Origin of the sequence: Flavobacterium franklandianum, assembly GCF_007097365.1 — a bacterium.
GTDB lineage: Bacteria > Bacteroidota > Bacteroidia > Flavobacteriales > Flavobacteriaceae > Flavobacterium > Flavobacterium franklandianum.
The window spans coordinates 126,561-144,606 of record NZ_VJZR01000005.1 but is presented as its reverse complement, the minus strand read 5'-3'; the positions used below and the strand labels follow the sequence as shown (position 1 = coordinate 144,606).

Genomic DNA, 18,046 nt, shown 5'->3' with positions numbered 1-18,046 from the left:
TTTCTAAAAAAACTTTTCTATAACAACCGCTGTAAACATCCTCGCTCCAGCATCATTCAAATGTCCGCAAGATGAAAAATATTGGTCTCCTTGCACCACGTTTTCTAGATTGTGAATTTCGGGATAAATCTTATTTGCTTTTTCAAAATAATCCAGTCCTTTTACATTGGAACACATTGGCGTCATTACGGCAATTAGATTGTAGTTATTTTGCTTGCAAATTTGCGTGATTTCCTCGTAATATTTGTTGCGAATGGGTTTCAAAGCCCTGATGTCATTCTTCATATTTCCGGGTTTGTGACCCAAAGGATGATAACCCAGATTGTCCAAAATATTAGTCGGTTTGTTTGTTGCCGTATTGTACATTTCCCTAAAACCAATCAATGCATCAAAATCTACATAACGGTAAAAAGGAATATAATACAATTCATTAAAGTTCTCTTGACCAGAAAAATGATTCTTGATAATTTCAGAATGATGAATGTAAGGCAGGAATTTCGCGGCAATGGCTTCCGATTCTTTTTCGTTGCAAAGACCCAAATCAGCTTCCAGAATCACGGTTTTGATTTTATAGTTGCGTTCTGCCATCAATTTTAATAATAAAGAAGCTTCGAATAAATGCGCTCCACTCATTCCGTAATTGAAGGTTTTTAGTCCTTTCTTTTCAAACAATTCGGGCACAAAATGATTGTTGGCTCTGGAAGAACCCAAAATTAAGACATCATAACTTCCGGCTTTTGAATTGAAAACCTTTTCTACTTTTCCACGATTGGAAGAATTCAAATAAACGGTAGTGTATGACCAGTCCAATACTATTAAAAGCACTAGAATAGTAAGTAGAATTTTGGCAACTAATGTTATAAACTTCTTCATTAGAATTGGAAATAGATAAATTCTTTATAATCAGCATACGTTCCCAAAGCGATAATCGCCAAGAGACACAACGTCATTTTTAGCCAGCTGTATTTTCCGGAAATAGGTTCAATTTTGTATCGGCTGTTCCATTCGACCAAAACAAAAGCAATAACCAGCAAAAGTAATTCGTAACTGTACCGTTGGTTTTGCAAGTATTGTGATTCGAAAGTTCGGTTGGTGAAAATTTTTCCAATATAATCAAAAGCAATGTGGATGGTATTTGCCCTAAAAAATATCCAAGCCAAGCACGACAAACTGAAAGTAGCCAAAATGCTAAAAAACACTTTTATGGAATTGAAATCCCAATGCAATTCGGCTGTCTCCATATTAGTTCGGTTTGTTCCCAATAATAAAGACGGTAGAAAATACAAGGCGTTTATAAATCCCCAAGCCAAGAAAGTCCAATTGGCTCCGTGCCAAAAACCGCTCACGACAAATATGATGAACACGTTGCGTACTTGTTTCAGTTTGCTTCCACGGCTTCCGCCCAATGGAATATACAAATAATCCCGAAACCAAGATGACAACGAAATGTGCCAACGACGCCAAAACTCGGCAATATCTCTTGAGAAATAAGGATAATTGAAATTGCGTAACAAGTCCAATCCAAATAATTTAGATATTCCCAAAGCCATATCCGAATAGCCTGAAAAATCGCCATAAATTTGGAATGCAAAATAAACCGCACCCAAAATCAAAGACAAGGAATTCATCGAAGTGTAATTGTCAAAAATAGCATTGGCATAAGTTGCGCAAGTATCGGCAATGACCACTTTTTTGACCAATCCCCAAATAATTTGGTAAACGCCCTCTTTGGCTTTTTGGAAATCGAAGGTTCTTTTTACTTTAACTTGTGGCAATAAATGAGTGGCTCTTTCGATAGGTCCAGCTACCAAAAGTGGAAAATAACTCACGAATAATGCATAATCAATGACATTTTTTTCGGACTGTATTCTTTTGTAATAAATATCAATCACGTAAGACAAGCCGTGAAAAGTATAGAAAGAAATCCCAACAGGAAGAATCACGTTTAACAAAAGTGGACTGGATTGTATGCCAATATTATTCAACGCTTCCGAAAATGAAAAAGCAAAAAAGTTGTAGTATTTGAATATTGCCAAAAATCCCAGATTGAAAATAATACTCAGCCAAAACCAAAATTTCCGAGAGCTTTCCTGTGTGCTTTTTTCTATTTTGATTCCTGTTACATAACACAAAAGGGTCGAAAAAAGTAATAAAAACAAGAAACGCCAGTCCCAACATGAATAAAAGTAATAACTCACGATTACTAAAAATGCGTTTTGAGTACTTTTAGTTTTACTAAAAACAAACCAATAGAGTAAAAAAACTATGGGTAGAAAAACAGCAAAAGTTAGTGAGTTAAAAAACATATATAATTTCTATAATGAAGACAAAAACCACCAAAATTGCTCTTGATGGTTTTTGTAATTTATTTTTAATATTTAGAATTATCCCAACAAATCCAATACCACAGAAGGAAACAATCCCAAAACAATATTCAAAAGAATGGATACAATAGCTACTGCGTATAACACAAACGGCGTTTTTGTGGCCTCTTCATTCGCTTCTTTGTTGTACATCGCCAAAATCAGTTTGAAATAATAACCCACACTGATGATAGAGTTGATTACCGCTGCGATAACCACTATTAGATAACCTGCTTCAATGGTTTGAGTAAACAAAAACATTTTGGCAAAAAAACCAGCAAAGATCGGAATACCAGCCATCGAAAGCAAAGATGCTGTTAGGACAGCCGCCATCAAAGGATTATTTTTCCCCAATCCGTTGAAGTTTGCAATATCTTCGTTATTCTTATTTTTACAAACGTATAAAATTACAGCAAAAGCTGCAATTCCAGACAAGGAATAAGCTGTAGTGTAATACAATAAATTACCTGCTGAGTTGCTAATATTTAATAGGGTCATCAACATAAAACCTGCGTGAGAAATCCCCGAGAAAGCTAGCATACGTTTCACATTGTTTTGTTTTAATGCCATTATATTTCCAACAGTCATCGAAGCAATTGAAATTACAATGATAATGTTGATATAAGTATCGGAAAGGTCAGCATTCATTGCAGTTAGCAATTTATACAAAGTAGCTATAGCAACTACTTTTACCAAAGTGCTCATTGTAGTAGTTGTCAATGTTGGTGAACCTTCATAAACATCTGGAGCCCAAAAATGAAAAGGAACAGCCGCAATTTTGAAAAGCATTCCAATAGTAACCAATGTAATTCCTATCGGGAACCAAATAGGCAATTCGGCAGAGCGAGACCATTCAGTAATTTCGGCTACATCAAAAGAGCCCATTGCACCATAAATAAAACAAATTCCAAACAATATAATACCCGAAGCAAAAGAACCCATCAAGAAATATTTCATTCCCGCTTCGTTACTTTTCACATTCAATCGGTTGCTTGCCGCTAAAATATACAAGGAAATAGACAAAACTTCAATTCCAAGAAAGAACATGGCTAAGTTTCCGAAAGAAACCATAGCTACAGCTCCAGCTAGCATAAATATTTTTATAGCTATGAAATCTGAAATTTTGGTTTGATGATCTTCATAGAAATCGTGAGACAAGGCAATCAAGAAAACGGTTAGCACAATAAACAAAGCCGAAAAAACAGCCGAAAATTTACTGACAACAATCATATTATTGTAGAAACTCGCTGGCGCATTAAATTCCGCATAAGTTAATCCAAGAATGGCCAATAAACCAATTATTGTTACAGGAACAATGGCTTTTCTAAAATTAAAAATTTCAAATAAAAGGCATAAAACACCTAATCCTGATATAGCTATTAATGTATTCATTTTTTATTTGACTTAGTTAAATCTATTTATTTGAGTTAAAATGTTTTCCAAACTGGGTGTTATCAAGGTCATAATTGGTTTTGGATACAAACCAAAGAAGAACAAAACGGCAATAATAATTACTAAAGTTAAACCTTCATTAAAAGTCACATCAGCAAATAATTTGGTGTTAGTTTCCCCTAACATTACGTGTTGAAACATTTTCAACATATAATAAGCTCCCAAAATGATGGTTGTTCCACCAAAAATGGCGAACCAAATATTCACTTGAGAAAGGCTAAATAAAACCGTAAATTCTCCAACAAAGTTAAATGTCGATGGCAAAGCAACCGATGCTAAAACCAAAAGCATAAACATGGAAGTAAATTTTGGCGTTTGAGCACGAATTCCGCCCATTTCGGCAATTTTTCTAGTTTCGTATCTTCTATAAATAATTTCAGCTACAAAAAACAATCCCACAACAACAAAACCGTGAGCAATCATTTGTAAAACCGCACCACGTAATCCGTCTAGTGTTAATGTATAAGCTCCAGCAGCAATTAATCCGACGTGTGCCAAGGAAGAATAAGCCAATAACTTTTTCAAATCTTTTTGTCTTAAAGCCACGATTGAACCATAAATTACACCTGCAATACCAAGTCCAATGAACACGTACATATATTCTTTTGCTGCCAAAGGCGCAATAGGCAATTGCCAGCGAATAACGCTATACAATCCCATTTTTAGCATAATTCCCGATAAAAGCATCGTTCCAACAGTTGGTGCTTTTTGGTATACTTTTGCCTGCCAAGTATGAAAAGGAATTAATGGGATTTTGATGGCATACGCCAAGAAGAAAGCCAAGAATATCCAAAATTGTTCTGTTGAAGAAAGCTTAAGTTGAGTTAGATCGCTAATTAAAAAACTTCCCGCTTTTGTTTGCAAATAAATAAAAGCAATTAACATAAATAACGAACCCGCAAGAGTGTAAATAAAGAATTTAACCACTGCTTTTTTTCGTTCTTCGGCATCGCCATTACCCCAAATTAGAGCAATAAAGTATATTGGAATCAAAGCTAGTTCCCAGAAAATATAATACAAAAGTCCGTCAGATGCAAGAAATGTTCCAGACATAGCAAAAGACATAAATACGATCAAGGCATAAAATGCTTTAGAATTTTTATACGTATTCCCAAAAGAAGAAAAAATGATTATTGGTGTCAATGCGGTTGTCAACAAGAGCATAGCAAGAGCAAGTCCGTCAGCTTGAAAAGCTAAATAGATTTTGGGTTTGGCTATCCAAAGTTTGGTGTAGCTTATTTCGTTTCCTAAATTGTATTGGTTGAGCAAACAAATTGCACTTGCAAAAGCGGTTATGCCGACCAGCAAAGCCACTTTCGGAGCCCATTTATCACCCGAAAAATAAGTTGCAAATGTGCCAACCAAAAGAATAATTAATAGTGTAGTTACATCCATTAGGTAAAAAATTGTTGTAAAAATAAATAAGTTAATATGGCAATAATGCCTATGACAAAAGCAAAAAGGTATAAGCCAACACTACCGTTATGTACTTTTTTTCCTTCTAAAGCAAAACGGGTGGTTACTTTTCCTAATCCAAAAACTAGTGCTGATAAAGTGGTTTCAACAGAATCTCTAAAGTAATTCGATAGCACATTTATTGGTTTTACAAAAATAACATCGTAGGCTTCGTCGACATAATATTTGTTGTATAAAACTTTCGTTAAACCAGTGATCTCCGCATCTTCAGTTGGAATAGTATTGTCTTTTAAGTATTTTTTATAGGCAATTCCAATCCCGATTATAGCGCCAATTGTAGCAATTGCCATTAGCATATATTCGGTGCTTCCTAAACTGTGCGCTTCGTGAGAAGCTTTCGAAAATAATGGAGACAAGTACTCGTTCAACCAACTGTGTCCTGGCAAACTAATAATTCCACCGAAGAAAGACAAAATAGCCAAAATGATTAATGGCAAAGTTATCAAACTTGGACTTTCGTGCAAATGATTTTTTTGTTCCTCAGTTCCTCTAAACGAGTTGAAGAAAGTTAGATATATCAATCTAAACATATAGAAAGCCGTCATTATCGAAGCAATCGATCCGATTACCCATAAAGTTGGATTTTTGTGGAAAGCAGTCATCAAGATTTCGTCTTTCGACCAAAATCCTGCCAACGGGAAAATTCCGGAAATTGCCAAAGCAGCAATTAACATTGTTATAAAAGTGATAGGCATCGCTTTTTTCAAACCACCCATTCTACGCATATCTTGTTCGCCGTGCAATCCGTGAATTACCGAGCCTGAACCCAAGAACAAACAAGCTTTGAAGAAAGCGTGTGTGATTACGTGGAAAACGGCTATTTCATAAGCACCCAATCCTAATGCCAAGAACATTAATCCCAATTGAGAAACTGTAGAATAAGCTAATACTTTCTTGATATCGTTTTGAACTAAAGCAATCGTTGCAGCAACCAAAGCGGTGCAAGCTCCAACAATAGCAATAATATTTTGTACACTTGGCGCCATATCAAACAAAAAGTTCAATCGGGTAAGCATAAAAATTCCTGCGGTAACCATCGTCGCAGCGTGAATCAATGCCGAAACTGGCGTTGGTCCAGCCATCGCATCAGGTAACCAAGTATATAACGGAATTTGCGCAGATTTCCCACAAGCTCCAATGAATAGAGCTAATGCAGCAGCAGCAATCCAAAAATCATTGATATCTGTTGCCGTAGTTATTGTAGTTTTTAAAGTGGTAAAATCTAAAGTATTGAATAATGTGCCAACTATAAAGATTCCAATCAAAAATCCTAAATCTCCAATACGGTTCATAATGAAAGCCTTTTTGGCAGCATCATTGAAATCTTGGTTTTTATACCAAAATCCAATTAACAAGTAGGAGCAAAGACCTACACCTTCCCAACCAATGAACATCATTAGTAAGTTACTTCCAATTACCAAAGTAATCATAAAGAAAATAAACAGATTCAGGTATGCGAAAAAGGAATGCATTTTTTCGTCATCGTGCATATAACTGATGGAATACAAATGAATCAGCGACCCGATTCCCGTTACAAACAACAACCAAAGAATAGACAATTGGTCTATAAGAAATCCAAAACTAATGTCGAATCTTTGAACCGAAATCCAATCGAACAAATTAAGAACAACTGGTTCTTGGCCTGCGCTAGCAAATAAATATAAAGTTACAGCAAAGGAAATCGCAACCGAAAGTGTTCCCACAATTCCCACGATGTTTTTACCTGCTTTTTTACCCAGAAAAACATTAAATAAAAATCCTAAAAAAGGAGCTAATAGTAAGACTAAAACTAGATTTGTATTCATTGATTATTATCCTTTTAAATTTTTTAAATTCCCAACATCAATTGTATGCATGTTTCTGAAAATCGAAACTAAAATTGCCAATCCAACAGCAACTTCAGCAGCTGCTACAGCCATAGAAAAAAACACAAAAACTTGACCTTGAGCATCTTGATGATAGGTCGAAAATGCCGCAAACAAAAGGTTAACTGCGTTCAACATAATTTCGATTGACATAAATACAACAATAGCATTTCGTCTATATAAAACTCCAAAAACTCCAATACAAAAAAGTATAACGGAAAGGAAGATGTAATTTTCAATACCAATTTGGTTTAAAATATTATCCATATTATTTCTCTAATTTTTCTTTTTTAGACAATAAAACTGCACCAATCATCGCTACCAAAAGCAATACAGAGGCAAATTCAAAAGGCACCATATATTCGTTAAGTAATAATTTACCAAGTACTTTGATAGATTGATAATCTTCACCTGTTACTTCATAACTTCCATCAGCAATAGGTTTAGAATTCCTGAATATTGCAATCAAAACCAAGCACATCAAACAAAACACAACAATTGCCCCTAGTCGTGTAATTCTAGGTTTATGCACTTCATTTTCATTATTCAAATTCATCAACATAATAGTAAACAACATCAAAATCATAATAGCTCCAACATAAACAATCAGGTTTACAAATGCTAAAAACTGAGCGTTTAACAACAAATAATGCCCTGAAATAGAGGTAAAACAAATCACTAAGTAAATAGCATTATGCATCGGTTTTTTGCTGTAAATTGCCAAAAATGCTGTTGCCAATGTAATAATAGACAACACAGAAAATAAAATTTGTATTGCGGTTGCATTCGCTATATCTGGAATGTGTATCATTAGTTAGCGTTTTTAAGTTGAGTATTTTTAACAGCCATTTCTAAAGGCATTACCAATTTATCTTTTCCAAAAATAAAATCTTCCCTGTTGTAACTCGCTGGCACTAATTCTTTAGAAATGGTCAAATAAATGGCATCTTTCGGGCAAGCTTCTTCACACAAACCACAAAAAATGCAACGCAACATATTGATTTCATAAATAGAAGCGTATTTCTCCTCACGGTACAAATGTTTTTCGTCAGCTTTGCGTTCGGCGGCCACCATTGTTATAGCCTCAGCTGGACATGACAAAGCGCATAGGCCACAAGCCGTACAGTTTTCACGACCTTGCTCGTCTCGTTTCAACATATGTTGACCACGATAAACAGGGCTAAACTCACGCACTTGTTCTGGATAATGAATCGTTGCTTTTTTTCTAAAAAAGTGCTTAATCGTAATCCCTAAACCTTTGAAGATGGCTATAAGATACATTCGCTCTACAAAAGTCATCTCCTTATTAGAGACTACCTTTTTTCTTCCCGAAAGTGATATTTCTTGTATTGACATTTAAATTTTAGATTTTTTAGATATTATTTCAGGAAGTCCTTATTAAAATCTGATTTTCTTATATTTTCTTTTCTTGAAGCTTAATCCTGCTATCCGTTTCTCCCGATGAAAAATCGGGATTCACTTCTATCAGGACTAGGGCATTTGTTTTCTAATTAAAGCCCTAAATAAGCAAAGATTTCTCCTCTCAAAAGCACAACCCCAGTAATCATAATATTGATAATCGATAGCGGAATCAAAATTCTCCAACCCAAATGCATCAATTGATCGTATCTAAATCTTGGAATCGTCCACCGAACCCACATAAAAAAGAAGATGAATCCACATAATTTTATAAATAAAGCTCCAATTCCTAATACATTGGCAAAATTCACTCCCCAGTTTTCAACTACCCAACTCATTCCCGGATAATTATATCCTCCGAAGAATAATACAGCCAAAACCGTTGAAGACACAAACATATTGGCATATTCAGCAAATAAATAAAAACCCATTCTCATCGAGGAATATTCAGTATGATATCCACCAATCAATTCGGTTTCACATTCTGCTAAATCAAAAGGAGTTCTATTAGTTTCTGCAAAGGCACAAATTAAAAATATCAAAAAGGAAATAGGTTGGTAAAAAACATTCCAATTCATTCCTGATTGTTGAACTGTAATTTCTTTCAAACTCAATGTTCCAGTCATCATTAATAAAGCTACAATAGACAATCCCATGGCCACTTCATAAGAAACCATTTGTGAAGAAGCTCGAACTGCTCCAATCAACGAAAATTTATTGTTCGAAGCCCAACCTCCAATCATTATTCCGTAAACACCAATTGATACAATACCAATAATATATAAAATACCAACATTGATGTCAGTGGCTTGTAGCAAAATATCTCTTCCAAAAAGATGAAAACGGTCTCCCCAAGGAATTACAGCGCTGGTCATCAAAGCTGTTGCCATTGCGATTCCTGGTCCAACTTTAAATAAAAATTGATTGGGTGTGTTTGGTGAAAATTCTTCTTTGGCAAACAATTTCAATCCATCAGCAAGTGGTTGAAATAATCCTCCCCAACCTGCACGATTAGGCCCTACTCTGTCTTGAAGGTAAGCGGCAACTTTTCTTTCGGCCCAAGTCGAATACATCGCCATTAACATCGTAATGCCAAACACAACAAGGATTACAACACTTTTTTCTATAATAAATGTACTATCCATTTTTCTCAGAATTTAATGGGTTACCGTCTATTTTTTCGTTGTAATCAATTTCAGCCATACTTAATTTTATTCTATCTTGTACACGACCTAAAAGAATAGTTTCTTCGGTATTAATAACCACTTTTTCTAATTTTTGAGTATAATTATTCTGATTGATAACCGAATCTTTCTCAAACACTCTTGGTCCTTCAATAATCCAATCGCTCACATTTTTATGGTCAAATCGACAACTGTTGCAAATGAATTCATCTACTTCGTGGAATTCGTCTTTTCTACCCGTAACTCTTTGAATCTCGTCACCAAACATCCAAACCGTAGTTTTTCCAGAACAAGTTGGACAATCTCTGTGAGCATCATAAGGTTTGTTGAACCAAACTCTAGATTTGAATCTAAAAGTTTTGTCGGTCAAGGCGCCAACAGGACACACATCAATCATATTGCCTGAGAACTCATTATCGATAGCATGCGAAATACAAGTCGAAATATTCGAATGATCACCTCTATCCATTACTCCGTGTACTCGGTCGTCTGTGATTTGATCGGCAACCATTACACAACGATAGCATAGAATACAACGATTCATATGCAATTGAATATTTGGACCGATATCTTCTGGTTCGAAAGTTCTTTTTTCTTCAATAAAACGACTTTCAGATTTTCCGTGTTCGAAACTTAAATTTTGCAAATCGCATTCTCCCGCTTGATCACAAACTGGACAATCCAAAGGGTGGTTGATTAACAAAAATTCCGTCACTGCTTTTTGAGCTTCTTGAACTCTAGGCGACGATTTAGTTTTTACTTCCATTCCGTCCATACAACCTGTTACGCAGGAAGCCATTAATTTTGGCATTGGTCTTGGATCGGCTTCACTTCCTTTGGAAACTTCCGATAAACAACAACGGCATTTTCCACCGCTTCCTTTTAGTTTAGAATGGTAGCACATCGCTGGTGGAACTACTTCTCCTCCAATCATTCTGGCTGCTTGCAGGATCGTTGTTCCTGGTTCTACCTCAATCTCATGACCGTCTATGGTTACTTTCATTTTCTATTTGTTTAAAAGTTTAAAAGTTTAAAAGGGTAAGTGTTTTTTTTTCACTTCTAACTTCTAACTTTCAACTTCTGACTTTTAAATTATACTGTTAATTTAGAAACTAAATGCTTCACACTTTCAAAAGGTTCAGCAACAAAATGGTCTCTGTTTTTTATTTTTTCCGGAAAACGAATATGATATTCAAATTCATCTCTAAAGTGACGAATTGCTGCTGCCACTGGCCAAGCTGCTGCATCACCCAAAGGACAAATTGTATTCCCTTCTATTTTGCTTTGGATGCTCAAAAGCAAATCGATATCTTCTTCACGGCCGTGACCGTTTTCTATTCTGTGCAATACTTTTTCCATCCAACCGGTTCCTTCACGACAAGGTGAACATTGTCCGCAAGATTCGTGGTGGTAAAAACGAGAGAAATTCCAAGTATTTCGTACGATACAAGAAGTATCATTGTACACAATAAATCCTCCTGAACCCAACATCGAACCCGTTGCAAAACCACCATCGCTCAAACTCTCGTAAGTCATCAAACGGTCTTCGTTGTTAGCGGTTTTATAAATTAAATGGGCTGGTAAAACAGGAACAGAAGAACCTCCGGGAACAAAAGCTTTCAAAGGTCTGTCTGAACTCATTCCTCCCAAATATTCATCAGAATTCATAAATTCATAAACACTCAATCCCATTTCTATTTCGTAAACTCCAGGGTTTTTAATATGTCCCGAAGCCGAAATTAATTTGGTTCCAGTAGAACGTCCTACACCAATTTTAGCATAATCGGCACCTGAATTATTTACAATCCAAGGCACAGCTGCAATAGTTTCAACATTATTTACCACTGTTGGATTGGACCAAAGTCCAGAAACTGCTGGAAATGGTGGCTTGATACGTGGATTTCCTCTTTTACCTTCCAATGATTCAATCAATGCGGTTTCTTCTCCACAAATGTAGGCTCCAGCTCCAATTTGAACATAAAGTTCTAAATCGTATCCTGAACCTAATATATTTTTTCCTAACCAGCCAGCGGCTTTTGCTTCGGCGATAGCTCTTTCTAAAATTTTGTAAACCCACATATATTCTCCACGAATATAAATGTAAGACAGATTTGCACCCAAAGCATAGCTGGAAGTAATCATTCCTTCGATCAATAAATGAGGAATATATTCCATCAAATAACGGTCTTTGAAAGTTCCCGGCTCTGATTCGTCGGCATTGCAAACTAAATGTCTTGGTTTTCCTGATTTTTTGTCAATAAAACTCCATTTCATTCCTGCTGGGAAACCTGCACCACCACGACCTCTTAATCCAGAAGTTTTCACTTCTTCTACAACTTCATCAGGAGTCAATGTTTTCAAGGCTTTTTCTACTGAAGAGTAACCACCGTTTTGGCGATAGACTTCGTAGGTTTTAATCCCTGGAATATTTACTTTGTCTAATAATATTTTTTGTGACATAATTATTTATCGTGTAACGTGATTTTATTATCTCTACAATCGGCTATAATTTGATCTACTTTTTCTTTGGTTAGGTGTTCTTTGTAAAAATCACCCAATTGCATCATTGGAGCATAACCACAAGCTCCCAAACATTCAACACCTCTTACTTCAAATAGTCCATCTGGAGTAGTTTCACCAATTCCAACACCTAATTTTTCACAAGTGTAATCCATTAAATCTTCAACTCCATTCAAACAACAAGGTGAAGTTTGACAAAATTCGAACATATACTTTCCAATAGGTCTTTGGTTGAACATCGTGTAGAAAGAAACCACTTCGTAAACCTCAATCGGTTTAATTTGGAGTATTTCGGCCACTTTATTCATTAATTCAAAACTCAACCAGTTGTCGTGTGCATCCTGAACTTCGTGTAAAATTGGTATTAAAGCCGATTTTTGCTTTCCTTCTGGATAATGACTGATTAATTCATTGATGCGAGTCATCAATGGTTCGGTCATATTTATTTCTTGTTTGTAATGTGTTCTTTCCATTCTATATTTTAGATTTAGATTTAGATTTTAGATTTTTCAATCTGCATTCTGAAATCTGTATTCTGCAATCTTTTTTTAAGCGTCTAATTCTCCGGCAATAACATTTAAACTTGACAAAATAACAATCGCATCCGAAAGCATTGCGCCTTTAATCATTTCGGGATAAGCTTGATAATAAATAAAACAAGGTCTGCGGAAGTGCAGTCTATAAGGAGTTCTGCTTCCGTCGGTTACCAAGTAAAATCCTAATTCTCCGTTTCCACCTTCCACAGCGTGATAAATTTCGGCCACTGGAACAGGAATTTCTCCCATTACAATTTTGAAATGGTAAATCAAAGATTCCATATCCGTGTAAACATCTTCTTTTGGAGGCAAATAATATTCAGGAACATCAGCGTGGAAAACATTTCCTTCTGGCATTTTATCCAAAGCTTGACGAATGATGCTCAAACTTTCCCAAACTTCGGCATTACGAACGCAAAAACGATCGTAAGTATCGCCAGATTTTCCAACAGGAACTATGAATTCAAAATCTTCATAAGAGGAGTAAGGATGCGCTACACGAACATCATAATCAACTCCGGCAGCACGTAAATTTGGACCTGTAAATCCGTAAGCCATTGCCATTTCGGCAGTAATTGGGCCAACGTTTACAGTTCTATCAATAAAAATTCTGTTTCTTTCAAATAAGTTTTCAAATTCTTTCCAAGCCACTGGAAAATCTTTCAAAAACACTTCCAGTAATTCAAAAGCTTTAGGAGACCAATCTCTTTCGAAACCGCCTAATCTTCCCATATTGGTTGTCAAACGAGCACCACAAATTTCTTCATAGATCTCGTAAACTTTCTCTCTAAATTGAAAAACATACAAGAAACCAGTATACGCTCCGGTATCGACGCCAAGAATCGAATTACAAATAATATGATCTGTGATTCTGGCCAATTCCATTGCGATAACTCTTAAATACTGTGCTCTTTTAGGAACTTCAATATCCAATAATTTTTCCATTGTCATCCACCATCCCATATTGTTGATCGGAGATGAGCAATAGTTCATACGGTCAGTGAGAGGTGTGATTTGATAAAACGGACGGTTTTCGGCAATTTTCTCAAAAGCTCTGTGGATGTAACCAATTGTTGGTTCTGCTTCGAGAATTTTTTCTCCATCCATCAACAGGATATTCTGAAAAATACCGTGTGTCGCTGGGTGTGTTGGTCCTAAATTCAGAATCGAAAGTTCACTTCCGTCTTCGTTATGAAGCTCTTGAATTATTTTAGCATATCGATGCTCTGGTGGTAATAATAGTTCTGACATTTATGGAATGTGAAAAATTATATAATGATTTTCTATCTGTTTGATTGTGTTCTTCCAAAGAATCTATCGTCTTTGTCTGTTCTTCCGCCATCTTCCAACGGAAATTCTTTTCGCATTGGAAAAGAAATCATTTCATCCATATTCAAAATACGTTTCAACTGTGGATGACCTATAAAATTGATTCCGTAAAAATCCCAAGTTTCTCTTTCCATCCAATTGGCGCTTGGAAATATAGTTGATATAGTTTTTATATCTGGAGTTTCTCCGTTGATAAAAGCTTTTATTTTTATGCGTTTGTTTTCATACCAATTGTGCATATGATATACAACTACAAACTGTCTTTCTATTGCGTTATCTGGATAATGAACCCCACAGATATCGGTCAAGAAATGAAAACGTAATGTTGGATCGTTTTTCAAAAAAAGAACAATTGCTGTGATTTTATCGGCTGTAACTTCAAATGAAAAAATATCTTTTTCTTGATTGAAATGAAAGACATTTTCGCCAAATGTTTCCACTAATTTGTCTTGAATTTCTGTGGTTTCTAAGCTCATTTCCTTATTTTATATTATAAGATTTCAATAATTCTTGATATTCTGGTGAACTTCTTCTTCTTACCGACTCGCTCTTTACTAAATCTTGTAATCTCATTACGCCATCTACAATTTGTTCTGGTCGTGGCGGACAGCCTGGCACATAAACATCAACAGGAATTACTTTGTCTATTCCTTGCAAAACAGAATAGGTGTCGAAAACCCCACCAGATGATGCGCAAGCTCCAACGGCAATTACCCAACGAGGTTCTGCCATTTGCTCATAAACTTGACGCAAAATAGGTCCCATTTTTTTAGAAATAGTTCCCATAACTAAGAGCATATCAGCTTGACGTGGAGAAAAACTTACACGTTCCATCCCAAATCTTGCTAAATCATAATGTGAAGCCATAGTTGCCATAAATTCTATCCCGCAACACGAAGTTGCGAAAGGCAATGGCCAAAGTGAATTAGCTCTGGCTAATCCTACAACATCATTTAGTGTTGTGGCGAAAAAACCTTCTCCAGAAACGCCTTCCGGTGGCGCAACCATTTTTATATTTGAATCACTCATCTTCATTTTAGATTTTTAGATTTTAGATTTTAGATTCTCGTGAATCCTAAAAAAGTAAAATCATCATTGCAAAAAATCAATTTTATTTTTTTGTATGAACAAATCTTTAATCTCAAACATTATATTTTCCTTATGGATGTAAATCTAAAATTTGAAATCTAAAATCTGTATTCTTAAATTTACTCCCAGTCTAATGCTTTCTTTTTAATAATGTAGAAAAATCCGATCAAAAGTAAGGACATAAAAATTACCATTTTTACCATTCCTTCCAATCCCAATTCCTTGAAATTGACAGCCCACGGATACAAAAACACTACCTCAATGTCGAAAAGTACAAAAAGAATAGCGACTAGAAAAAATTTGACAGAGAAAGGAATTCTAGCATTTCCTATAGGTTTAATTCCGCATTCAAAGTTCTCATCCTTGATTACAGAGGATCTTTTAGGGCCTAATTTACCAGAAATTATAATTATTCCCACAACAAATCCTATAGCTAATAGCATTTGCATTAGTATTGGTAAGTAATCTAATTGACTTGATTGCATAAATTAAATTGGTTTAGTCTAAATAAGCCACAAAGATAGGTTTCGTGTCTTTAAATCACAAGCTAAAAAACAAAATTAGTTATAGGAAAGTCATAATTAACGTATAATTATAGATTGTTCATTTTGGTTTAGGAGAATTCAGTTTGCGTTAAACAAAAAAGCGTCCCGATTTATCGGGACGCTTTAAACATTCGTAGGCAATAAAAATGAATTTTTATGCTTAGATTACTGCTACTTTCGCAGCAACTTTTCCTTTTCTTCCTTCTTCTTCTTCATAGCTTACTCTATCACCTTCACGAAGTTCTTCCGCGTTGATTCCTGATGCATGAACAAAAATGTCTTTTCCTGTTTCTTCGTCTGTAATGAATCCGTAACCTTTAGATTCATTGAAAAATTTAACTGTACCTGTACGCATTGTAATAGTAATAATAATTTATAATGTCGCAAATGTAATATTTAATCTAATACGAAAAAATAATAATGTAAAGATTTTATTAAAATATTTGATATTCAACGATTTCTAACAAATTTTATCGATGAAAGGCTATAAATCAAGTTTAATGTGCAATTCGTTCAATTGTAATTCATCAATTACAGAAGGAGCATCTATCATTACATCTCTTCCTGAATTATTTTTAGGGAAAGCGATAAAATCACGTATAGTCTCTTGTCCACCAAGGATTGAAACTAATCTATCCAACCCAAAGGCCAATCCTCCGTGTGGCGGCGCTCCATATTGAAAAGCATTCATCAAGAAACCAAATTGATCCTCGGCTTGTTCTGGCGTGAAACCTAGATATTTAAACATTAATTGTTGAGTTGCTTTATCGTGAATACGGATTGAACCTCCTCCAATTTCGTTTCCATTCAAAACCATATCATATGCATTGGCACGAACCGCTTTTGGGTTGGTTTCTAATAAATCCATATCTTCTGGTTTTGGAGAAGTAAATGGATGGTGCATTGCGTGATAACGTCCTGTTTCTTCCTCAAATTCTAATAAAGGAAAATCTACCACCCATAATGGGGCAAATTCGGCCGGATTTCTTAATCCCAAACGTGTTGCTAGTTCCATTCTTAAAGCAGAAAGCTGTGTTCTGGTTTTATCAGCTGGACCAGAGAGAACAAAAATCATATCACCAGCTTTGGCTCCAGTTGTTTTTGCCCAATTTCCTAAATCTTCTTGATCGTAAAATTTATCTACCGATGATTTGTAGGTTCCATCTTCATTGCATTTCACATAAACCATTCCGCTGGCACCAATTTGCGGGCGTTTGATCCAATCAATCAAGCCGTCGATTTCTTTACGAGTATATTCGCTTGTTCCGGGAACAGCAATTCCAACAACCAATTCTGCAGCATTAAAAACTGGAAATTCTTTATGTTGTGCAAATGCGTTTAGCTCACCAAATTCCATTCCGAAACGAATGTCCGGTTTGTCATTTCCATAAGTCTTGATCGCATAATCGTAGGTAATTCTTGGGAATTTCTCTACTTCGATTCCTTTGATTTCTTTCAACAAATGGCGAGTTAATCCTTCGAAAACATTCAATATATCTTCTTGCTCCACAAATGCCATTTCGCAATCGATTTGTGTGAATTCTGGTTGACGATCGGCACGCAAATCCTCGTCACGGAAACATTTTACGATTTGGAAATACTTGTCCATTCCGCCCACCATCAATAATTGTTTGAAGGTTTGTGGTGATTGGGGCAAAGCATAAAATTGTCCTTCATTCATTCGACTCGGAACCACAAAATCTCTTGCGCCTTCTGGAGTCGATTTGATTAAATAGGGTGTTTCTACTTCGCAAAAATCTAAATCAGATAAATATTTACGAACTTCCATTGCTACTTTATGACGAAAAAGCAAGTTGTTTTTTACGGGATTACGACGAATGTCAAGGTAACGGTATTTCATTCGAATATCTTCACCACCATCGGTTTCGTCTTCGATAGTGAAAGGCGGTGTTAATGATGAATTCAATATTTTGAGTTCGGTAACTAGAATTTCAATGTCGCCCGTTGACATATTTGCGTTTTTGGATTCCCGCTCAATAACGGTTCCTTTGGCTTGAATCACGAACTCACGTCCTAGGGTTTTTGCTAATTCAAAAACTTCTTTTTGAGAACGACTTTCGTCGAAAATTAACTGGGTAACTCCGTAACGGTCGCGTAAATCGACCCAATTCATAAATCCTTTGTCGCGAGATTTTTGAACCCAGCCTGCAAGCGTAACTTCGGTATTGATGTGTGAGGAGTTCAATTCGCCACAGCTATGACTTCTATACATAATCTATTTTTTAGATTGCAAAAGTAAAAACAAAA

Annotated in this window: 18 protein-coding genes; all 18 read right to left on the bottom strand. The window is 35.6% G+C overall.

Features of this window, described 5'->3' with window-relative positions:
- Positions 1-3 precede the first annotated feature (3 nt).
- The 18 genes from FNW17_RS08140 to aspS all read right to left on the bottom strand — a co-directional run bounded on the left by FNW17_RS08140 (position 4) and on the right by aspS (position 18,011).
- Positions 4-873, bottom strand: a complete 870-nt coding sequence (locus tag FNW17_RS08140) for a hypothetical protein (protein WP_144071397.1) — start codon at positions 871-873, stop codon at positions 4-6.
- The gene (locus FNW17_RS08135) at positions 873-2,306 is read right to left on the bottom strand and encodes an MBOAT family O-acyltransferase (RefSeq protein WP_144071396.1); all 1,434 of its coding nucleotides are present in this window, start codon (positions 2,304-2,306) and stop codon (positions 873-875) included. Before FNW17_RS08135 ends, FNW17_RS08140 begins: the two co-directional genes overlap by 1 nt.
- Positions 2,307-2,384: 78 nt before the next feature.
- A complete protein-coding gene (locus FNW17_RS08130) occupies positions 2,385-3,755 on the bottom strand; it encodes an NADH-quinone oxidoreductase subunit N (RefSeq protein WP_143389224.1) in 1,371 nt (456 codons plus the stop codon).
- A gap of 12 nt (positions 3,756-3,767) precedes the next feature.
- The gene (locus FNW17_RS08125) at positions 3,768-5,210 is read right to left on the bottom strand and encodes a complex I subunit 4 family protein (RefSeq protein WP_143389225.1); all 1,443 of its coding nucleotides are present in this window, start codon (positions 5,208-5,210) and stop codon (positions 3,768-3,770) included.
- On the bottom strand, positions 5,210-7,096 hold the full coding sequence (gene nuoL, locus FNW17_RS08120; RefSeq protein WP_144071395.1) for an NADH-quinone oxidoreductase subunit L: 1,887 nt from the start codon (positions 7,094-7,096) through the stop codon (positions 5,210-5,212). The genes FNW17_RS08125 and nuoL overlap by 1 nt, the downstream gene beginning before the upstream one ends.
- 6 nt (positions 7,097-7,102) lie before the next feature.
- A complete protein-coding gene (nuoK, locus tag FNW17_RS08115; protein ID WP_143389227.1) occupies positions 7,103-7,423 on the bottom strand; it encodes an NADH-quinone oxidoreductase subunit NuoK in 321 nt (106 codons plus the stop codon).
- Position 7,424: 1 nt separating this feature from the next.
- Positions 7,425-7,967: an NADH-quinone oxidoreductase subunit J family protein gene (locus FNW17_RS08110; RefSeq protein ID WP_143389228.1), complete on the bottom strand. Its 543-nt coding sequence runs from the start codon at positions 7,965-7,967 to the stop codon at positions 7,425-7,427.
- Positions 7,967-8,512, bottom strand: coding sequence for a NuoI/complex I 23 kDa subunit family protein (locus FNW17_RS08105; protein ID WP_143389229.1), 546 nt, complete (start codon positions 8,510-8,512; stop codon positions 7,967-7,969). Before FNW17_RS08105 ends, FNW17_RS08110 begins: the two co-directional genes overlap by 1 nt.
- Before the next feature lie 155 nt (positions 8,513-8,667).
- On the bottom strand, positions 8,668-9,720 hold the full coding sequence (gene nuoH, locus FNW17_RS08100; RefSeq protein WP_143389230.1) for an NADH-quinone oxidoreductase subunit NuoH: 1,053 nt from the start codon (positions 9,718-9,720) through the stop codon (positions 8,668-8,670).
- Complete coding sequence (locus FNW17_RS08095) at positions 9,713-10,762, bottom strand: 2Fe-2S iron-sulfur cluster-binding protein (RefSeq protein ID WP_144071394.1); 1,050 nt, start codon at positions 10,760-10,762, stop codon at positions 9,713-9,715. Before FNW17_RS08095 ends, nuoH begins: the two co-directional genes overlap by 8 nt.
- 89 nt (positions 10,763-10,851) lie before the next feature.
- Positions 10,852-12,219 carry an NADH-quinone oxidoreductase subunit NuoF gene (gene nuoF, locus FNW17_RS08090; protein ID WP_144071393.1) on the bottom strand — a complete coding sequence of 456 codons (1,368 nt, stop codon included), beginning with the start codon at positions 12,217-12,219 and terminating at the stop codon, positions 10,852-10,854.
- 2 nt (positions 12,220-12,221) lie between these two features.
- Positions 12,222-12,752, bottom strand: a complete 531-nt coding sequence (locus FNW17_RS08085) for a complex I 24 kDa subunit family protein (RefSeq protein WP_144071392.1) — start codon at positions 12,750-12,752, stop codon at positions 12,222-12,224.
- 75 nt (positions 12,753-12,827) lie between these two features.
- Positions 12,828-14,066, bottom strand: coding sequence for an NADH-quinone oxidoreductase subunit D (locus FNW17_RS08080; RefSeq protein ID WP_143389234.1), 1,239 nt, complete (start codon positions 14,064-14,066; stop codon positions 12,828-12,830).
- 32 nt (positions 14,067-14,098) lie between these two features.
- Complete coding sequence (locus FNW17_RS08075) at positions 14,099-14,620, bottom strand: NADH-quinone oxidoreductase subunit C (protein WP_144071391.1); 522 nt, start codon at positions 14,618-14,620, stop codon at positions 14,099-14,101.
- A 4-nt stretch (positions 14,621-14,624) separates the two neighbouring features.
- A complete protein-coding gene (locus FNW17_RS08070) occupies positions 14,625-15,173 on the bottom strand; it encodes an NADH-quinone oxidoreductase subunit B (RefSeq protein WP_143389236.1) in 549 nt (182 codons plus the stop codon).
- 179 nt (positions 15,174-15,352) lie between these two features.
- The gene (locus FNW17_RS08065) at positions 15,353-15,718 is read right to left on the bottom strand and encodes an NADH-quinone oxidoreductase subunit A (protein WP_143389237.1); all 366 of its coding nucleotides are present in this window, start codon (positions 15,716-15,718) and stop codon (positions 15,353-15,355) included.
- A 220-nt stretch (positions 15,719-15,938) separates the two neighbouring features.
- Positions 15,939-16,133, bottom strand: a complete 195-nt coding sequence (locus FNW17_RS08060; protein ID WP_007137066.1) for a cold-shock protein — start codon at positions 16,131-16,133, stop codon at positions 15,939-15,941.
- Between the two features lie 129 nt (positions 16,134-16,262).
- On the bottom strand, positions 16,263-18,011 hold the full coding sequence (gene aspS, locus FNW17_RS08055) for an aspartate--tRNA ligase (protein WP_144071390.1): 1,749 nt from the start codon (positions 18,009-18,011) through the stop codon (positions 16,263-16,265).
- Positions 18,012-18,046 lie beyond the last annotated feature (35 nt).

Coding starts and splice junctions, on each gene's coding strand:
- nuoH (WP_143389230.1), bottom strand. CDS start 9,720: ATGGATAGTACATTTATTATAGAAAAAAGTGTTGTAATCCTTGTTGTG.
- nuoK (WP_143389227.1), bottom strand. CDS start 7,423: ATGGATAATATTTTAAACCAAATTGGTATTGAAAATTACATCTTCCTT.
- nuoL (WP_144071395.1), bottom strand. CDS start 7,096: ATGAATACAAATCTAGTTTTAGTCTTACTATTAGCTCCTTTTTTAGGA.
- FNW17_RS08135 (WP_144071396.1), bottom strand. CDS start 2,306: ATGTTTTTTAACTCACTAACTTTTGCTGTTTTTCTACCCATAGTTTTT.
- FNW17_RS08085 (WP_144071392.1), bottom strand. CDS start 12,752: ATGGAAAGAACACATTACAAACAAGAAATAAATATGACCGAACCATTG.
- FNW17_RS08080 (WP_143389234.1), bottom strand. CDS start 14,066: ATGTCAGAACTATTATTACCACCAGAGCATCGATATGCTAAAATAATT.
- FNW17_RS08060 (WP_007137066.1), bottom strand. CDS start 16,133: ATGCGTACAGGTACAGTTAAATTTTTCAATGAATCTAAAGGTTACGGA.
- FNW17_RS08095 (WP_144071394.1), bottom strand. CDS start 10,762: ATGAAAGTAACCATAGACGGTCATGAGATTGAGGTAGAACCAGGAACA.
- FNW17_RS08070 (WP_143389236.1), bottom strand. CDS start 15,173: ATGAGTGATTCAAATATAAAAATGGTTGCGCCACCGGAAGGCGTTTCT.
- FNW17_RS08125 (WP_143389225.1), bottom strand. CDS start 5,210: ATGGATGTAACTACACTATTAATTATTCTTTTGGTTGGCACATTTGCA.
- aspS (WP_144071390.1), bottom strand. CDS start 18,011: ATGTATAGAAGTCATAGCTGTGGCGAATTGAACTCCTCACACATCAAT.
- FNW17_RS08075 (WP_144071391.1), bottom strand. CDS start 14,620: ATGAGCTTAGAAACCACAGAAATTCAAGACAAATTAGTGGAAACATTT.
- FNW17_RS08130 (WP_143389224.1), bottom strand. CDS start 3,755: ATGAATACATTAATAGCTATATCAGGATTAGGTGTTTTATGCCTTTTA.
- FNW17_RS08065 (WP_143389237.1), bottom strand. CDS start 15,718: ATGCAATCAAGTCAATTAGATTACTTACCAATACTAATGCAAATGCTA.
- FNW17_RS08140 (WP_144071397.1), bottom strand. CDS start 873: ATGAAGAAGTTTATAACATTAGTTGCCAAAATTCTACTTACTATTCTA.
- FNW17_RS08110 (WP_143389228.1), bottom strand. CDS start 7,967: ATGATACACATTCCAGATATAGCGAATGCAACCGCAATACAAATTTTA.
- FNW17_RS08105 (WP_143389229.1), bottom strand. CDS start 8,512: ATGTCAATACAAGAAATATCACTTTCGGGAAGAAAAAAGGTAGTCTCT.
- nuoF (WP_144071393.1), bottom strand. CDS start 12,219: ATGTCACAAAAAATATTATTAGACAAAGTAAATATTCCAGGGATTAAA.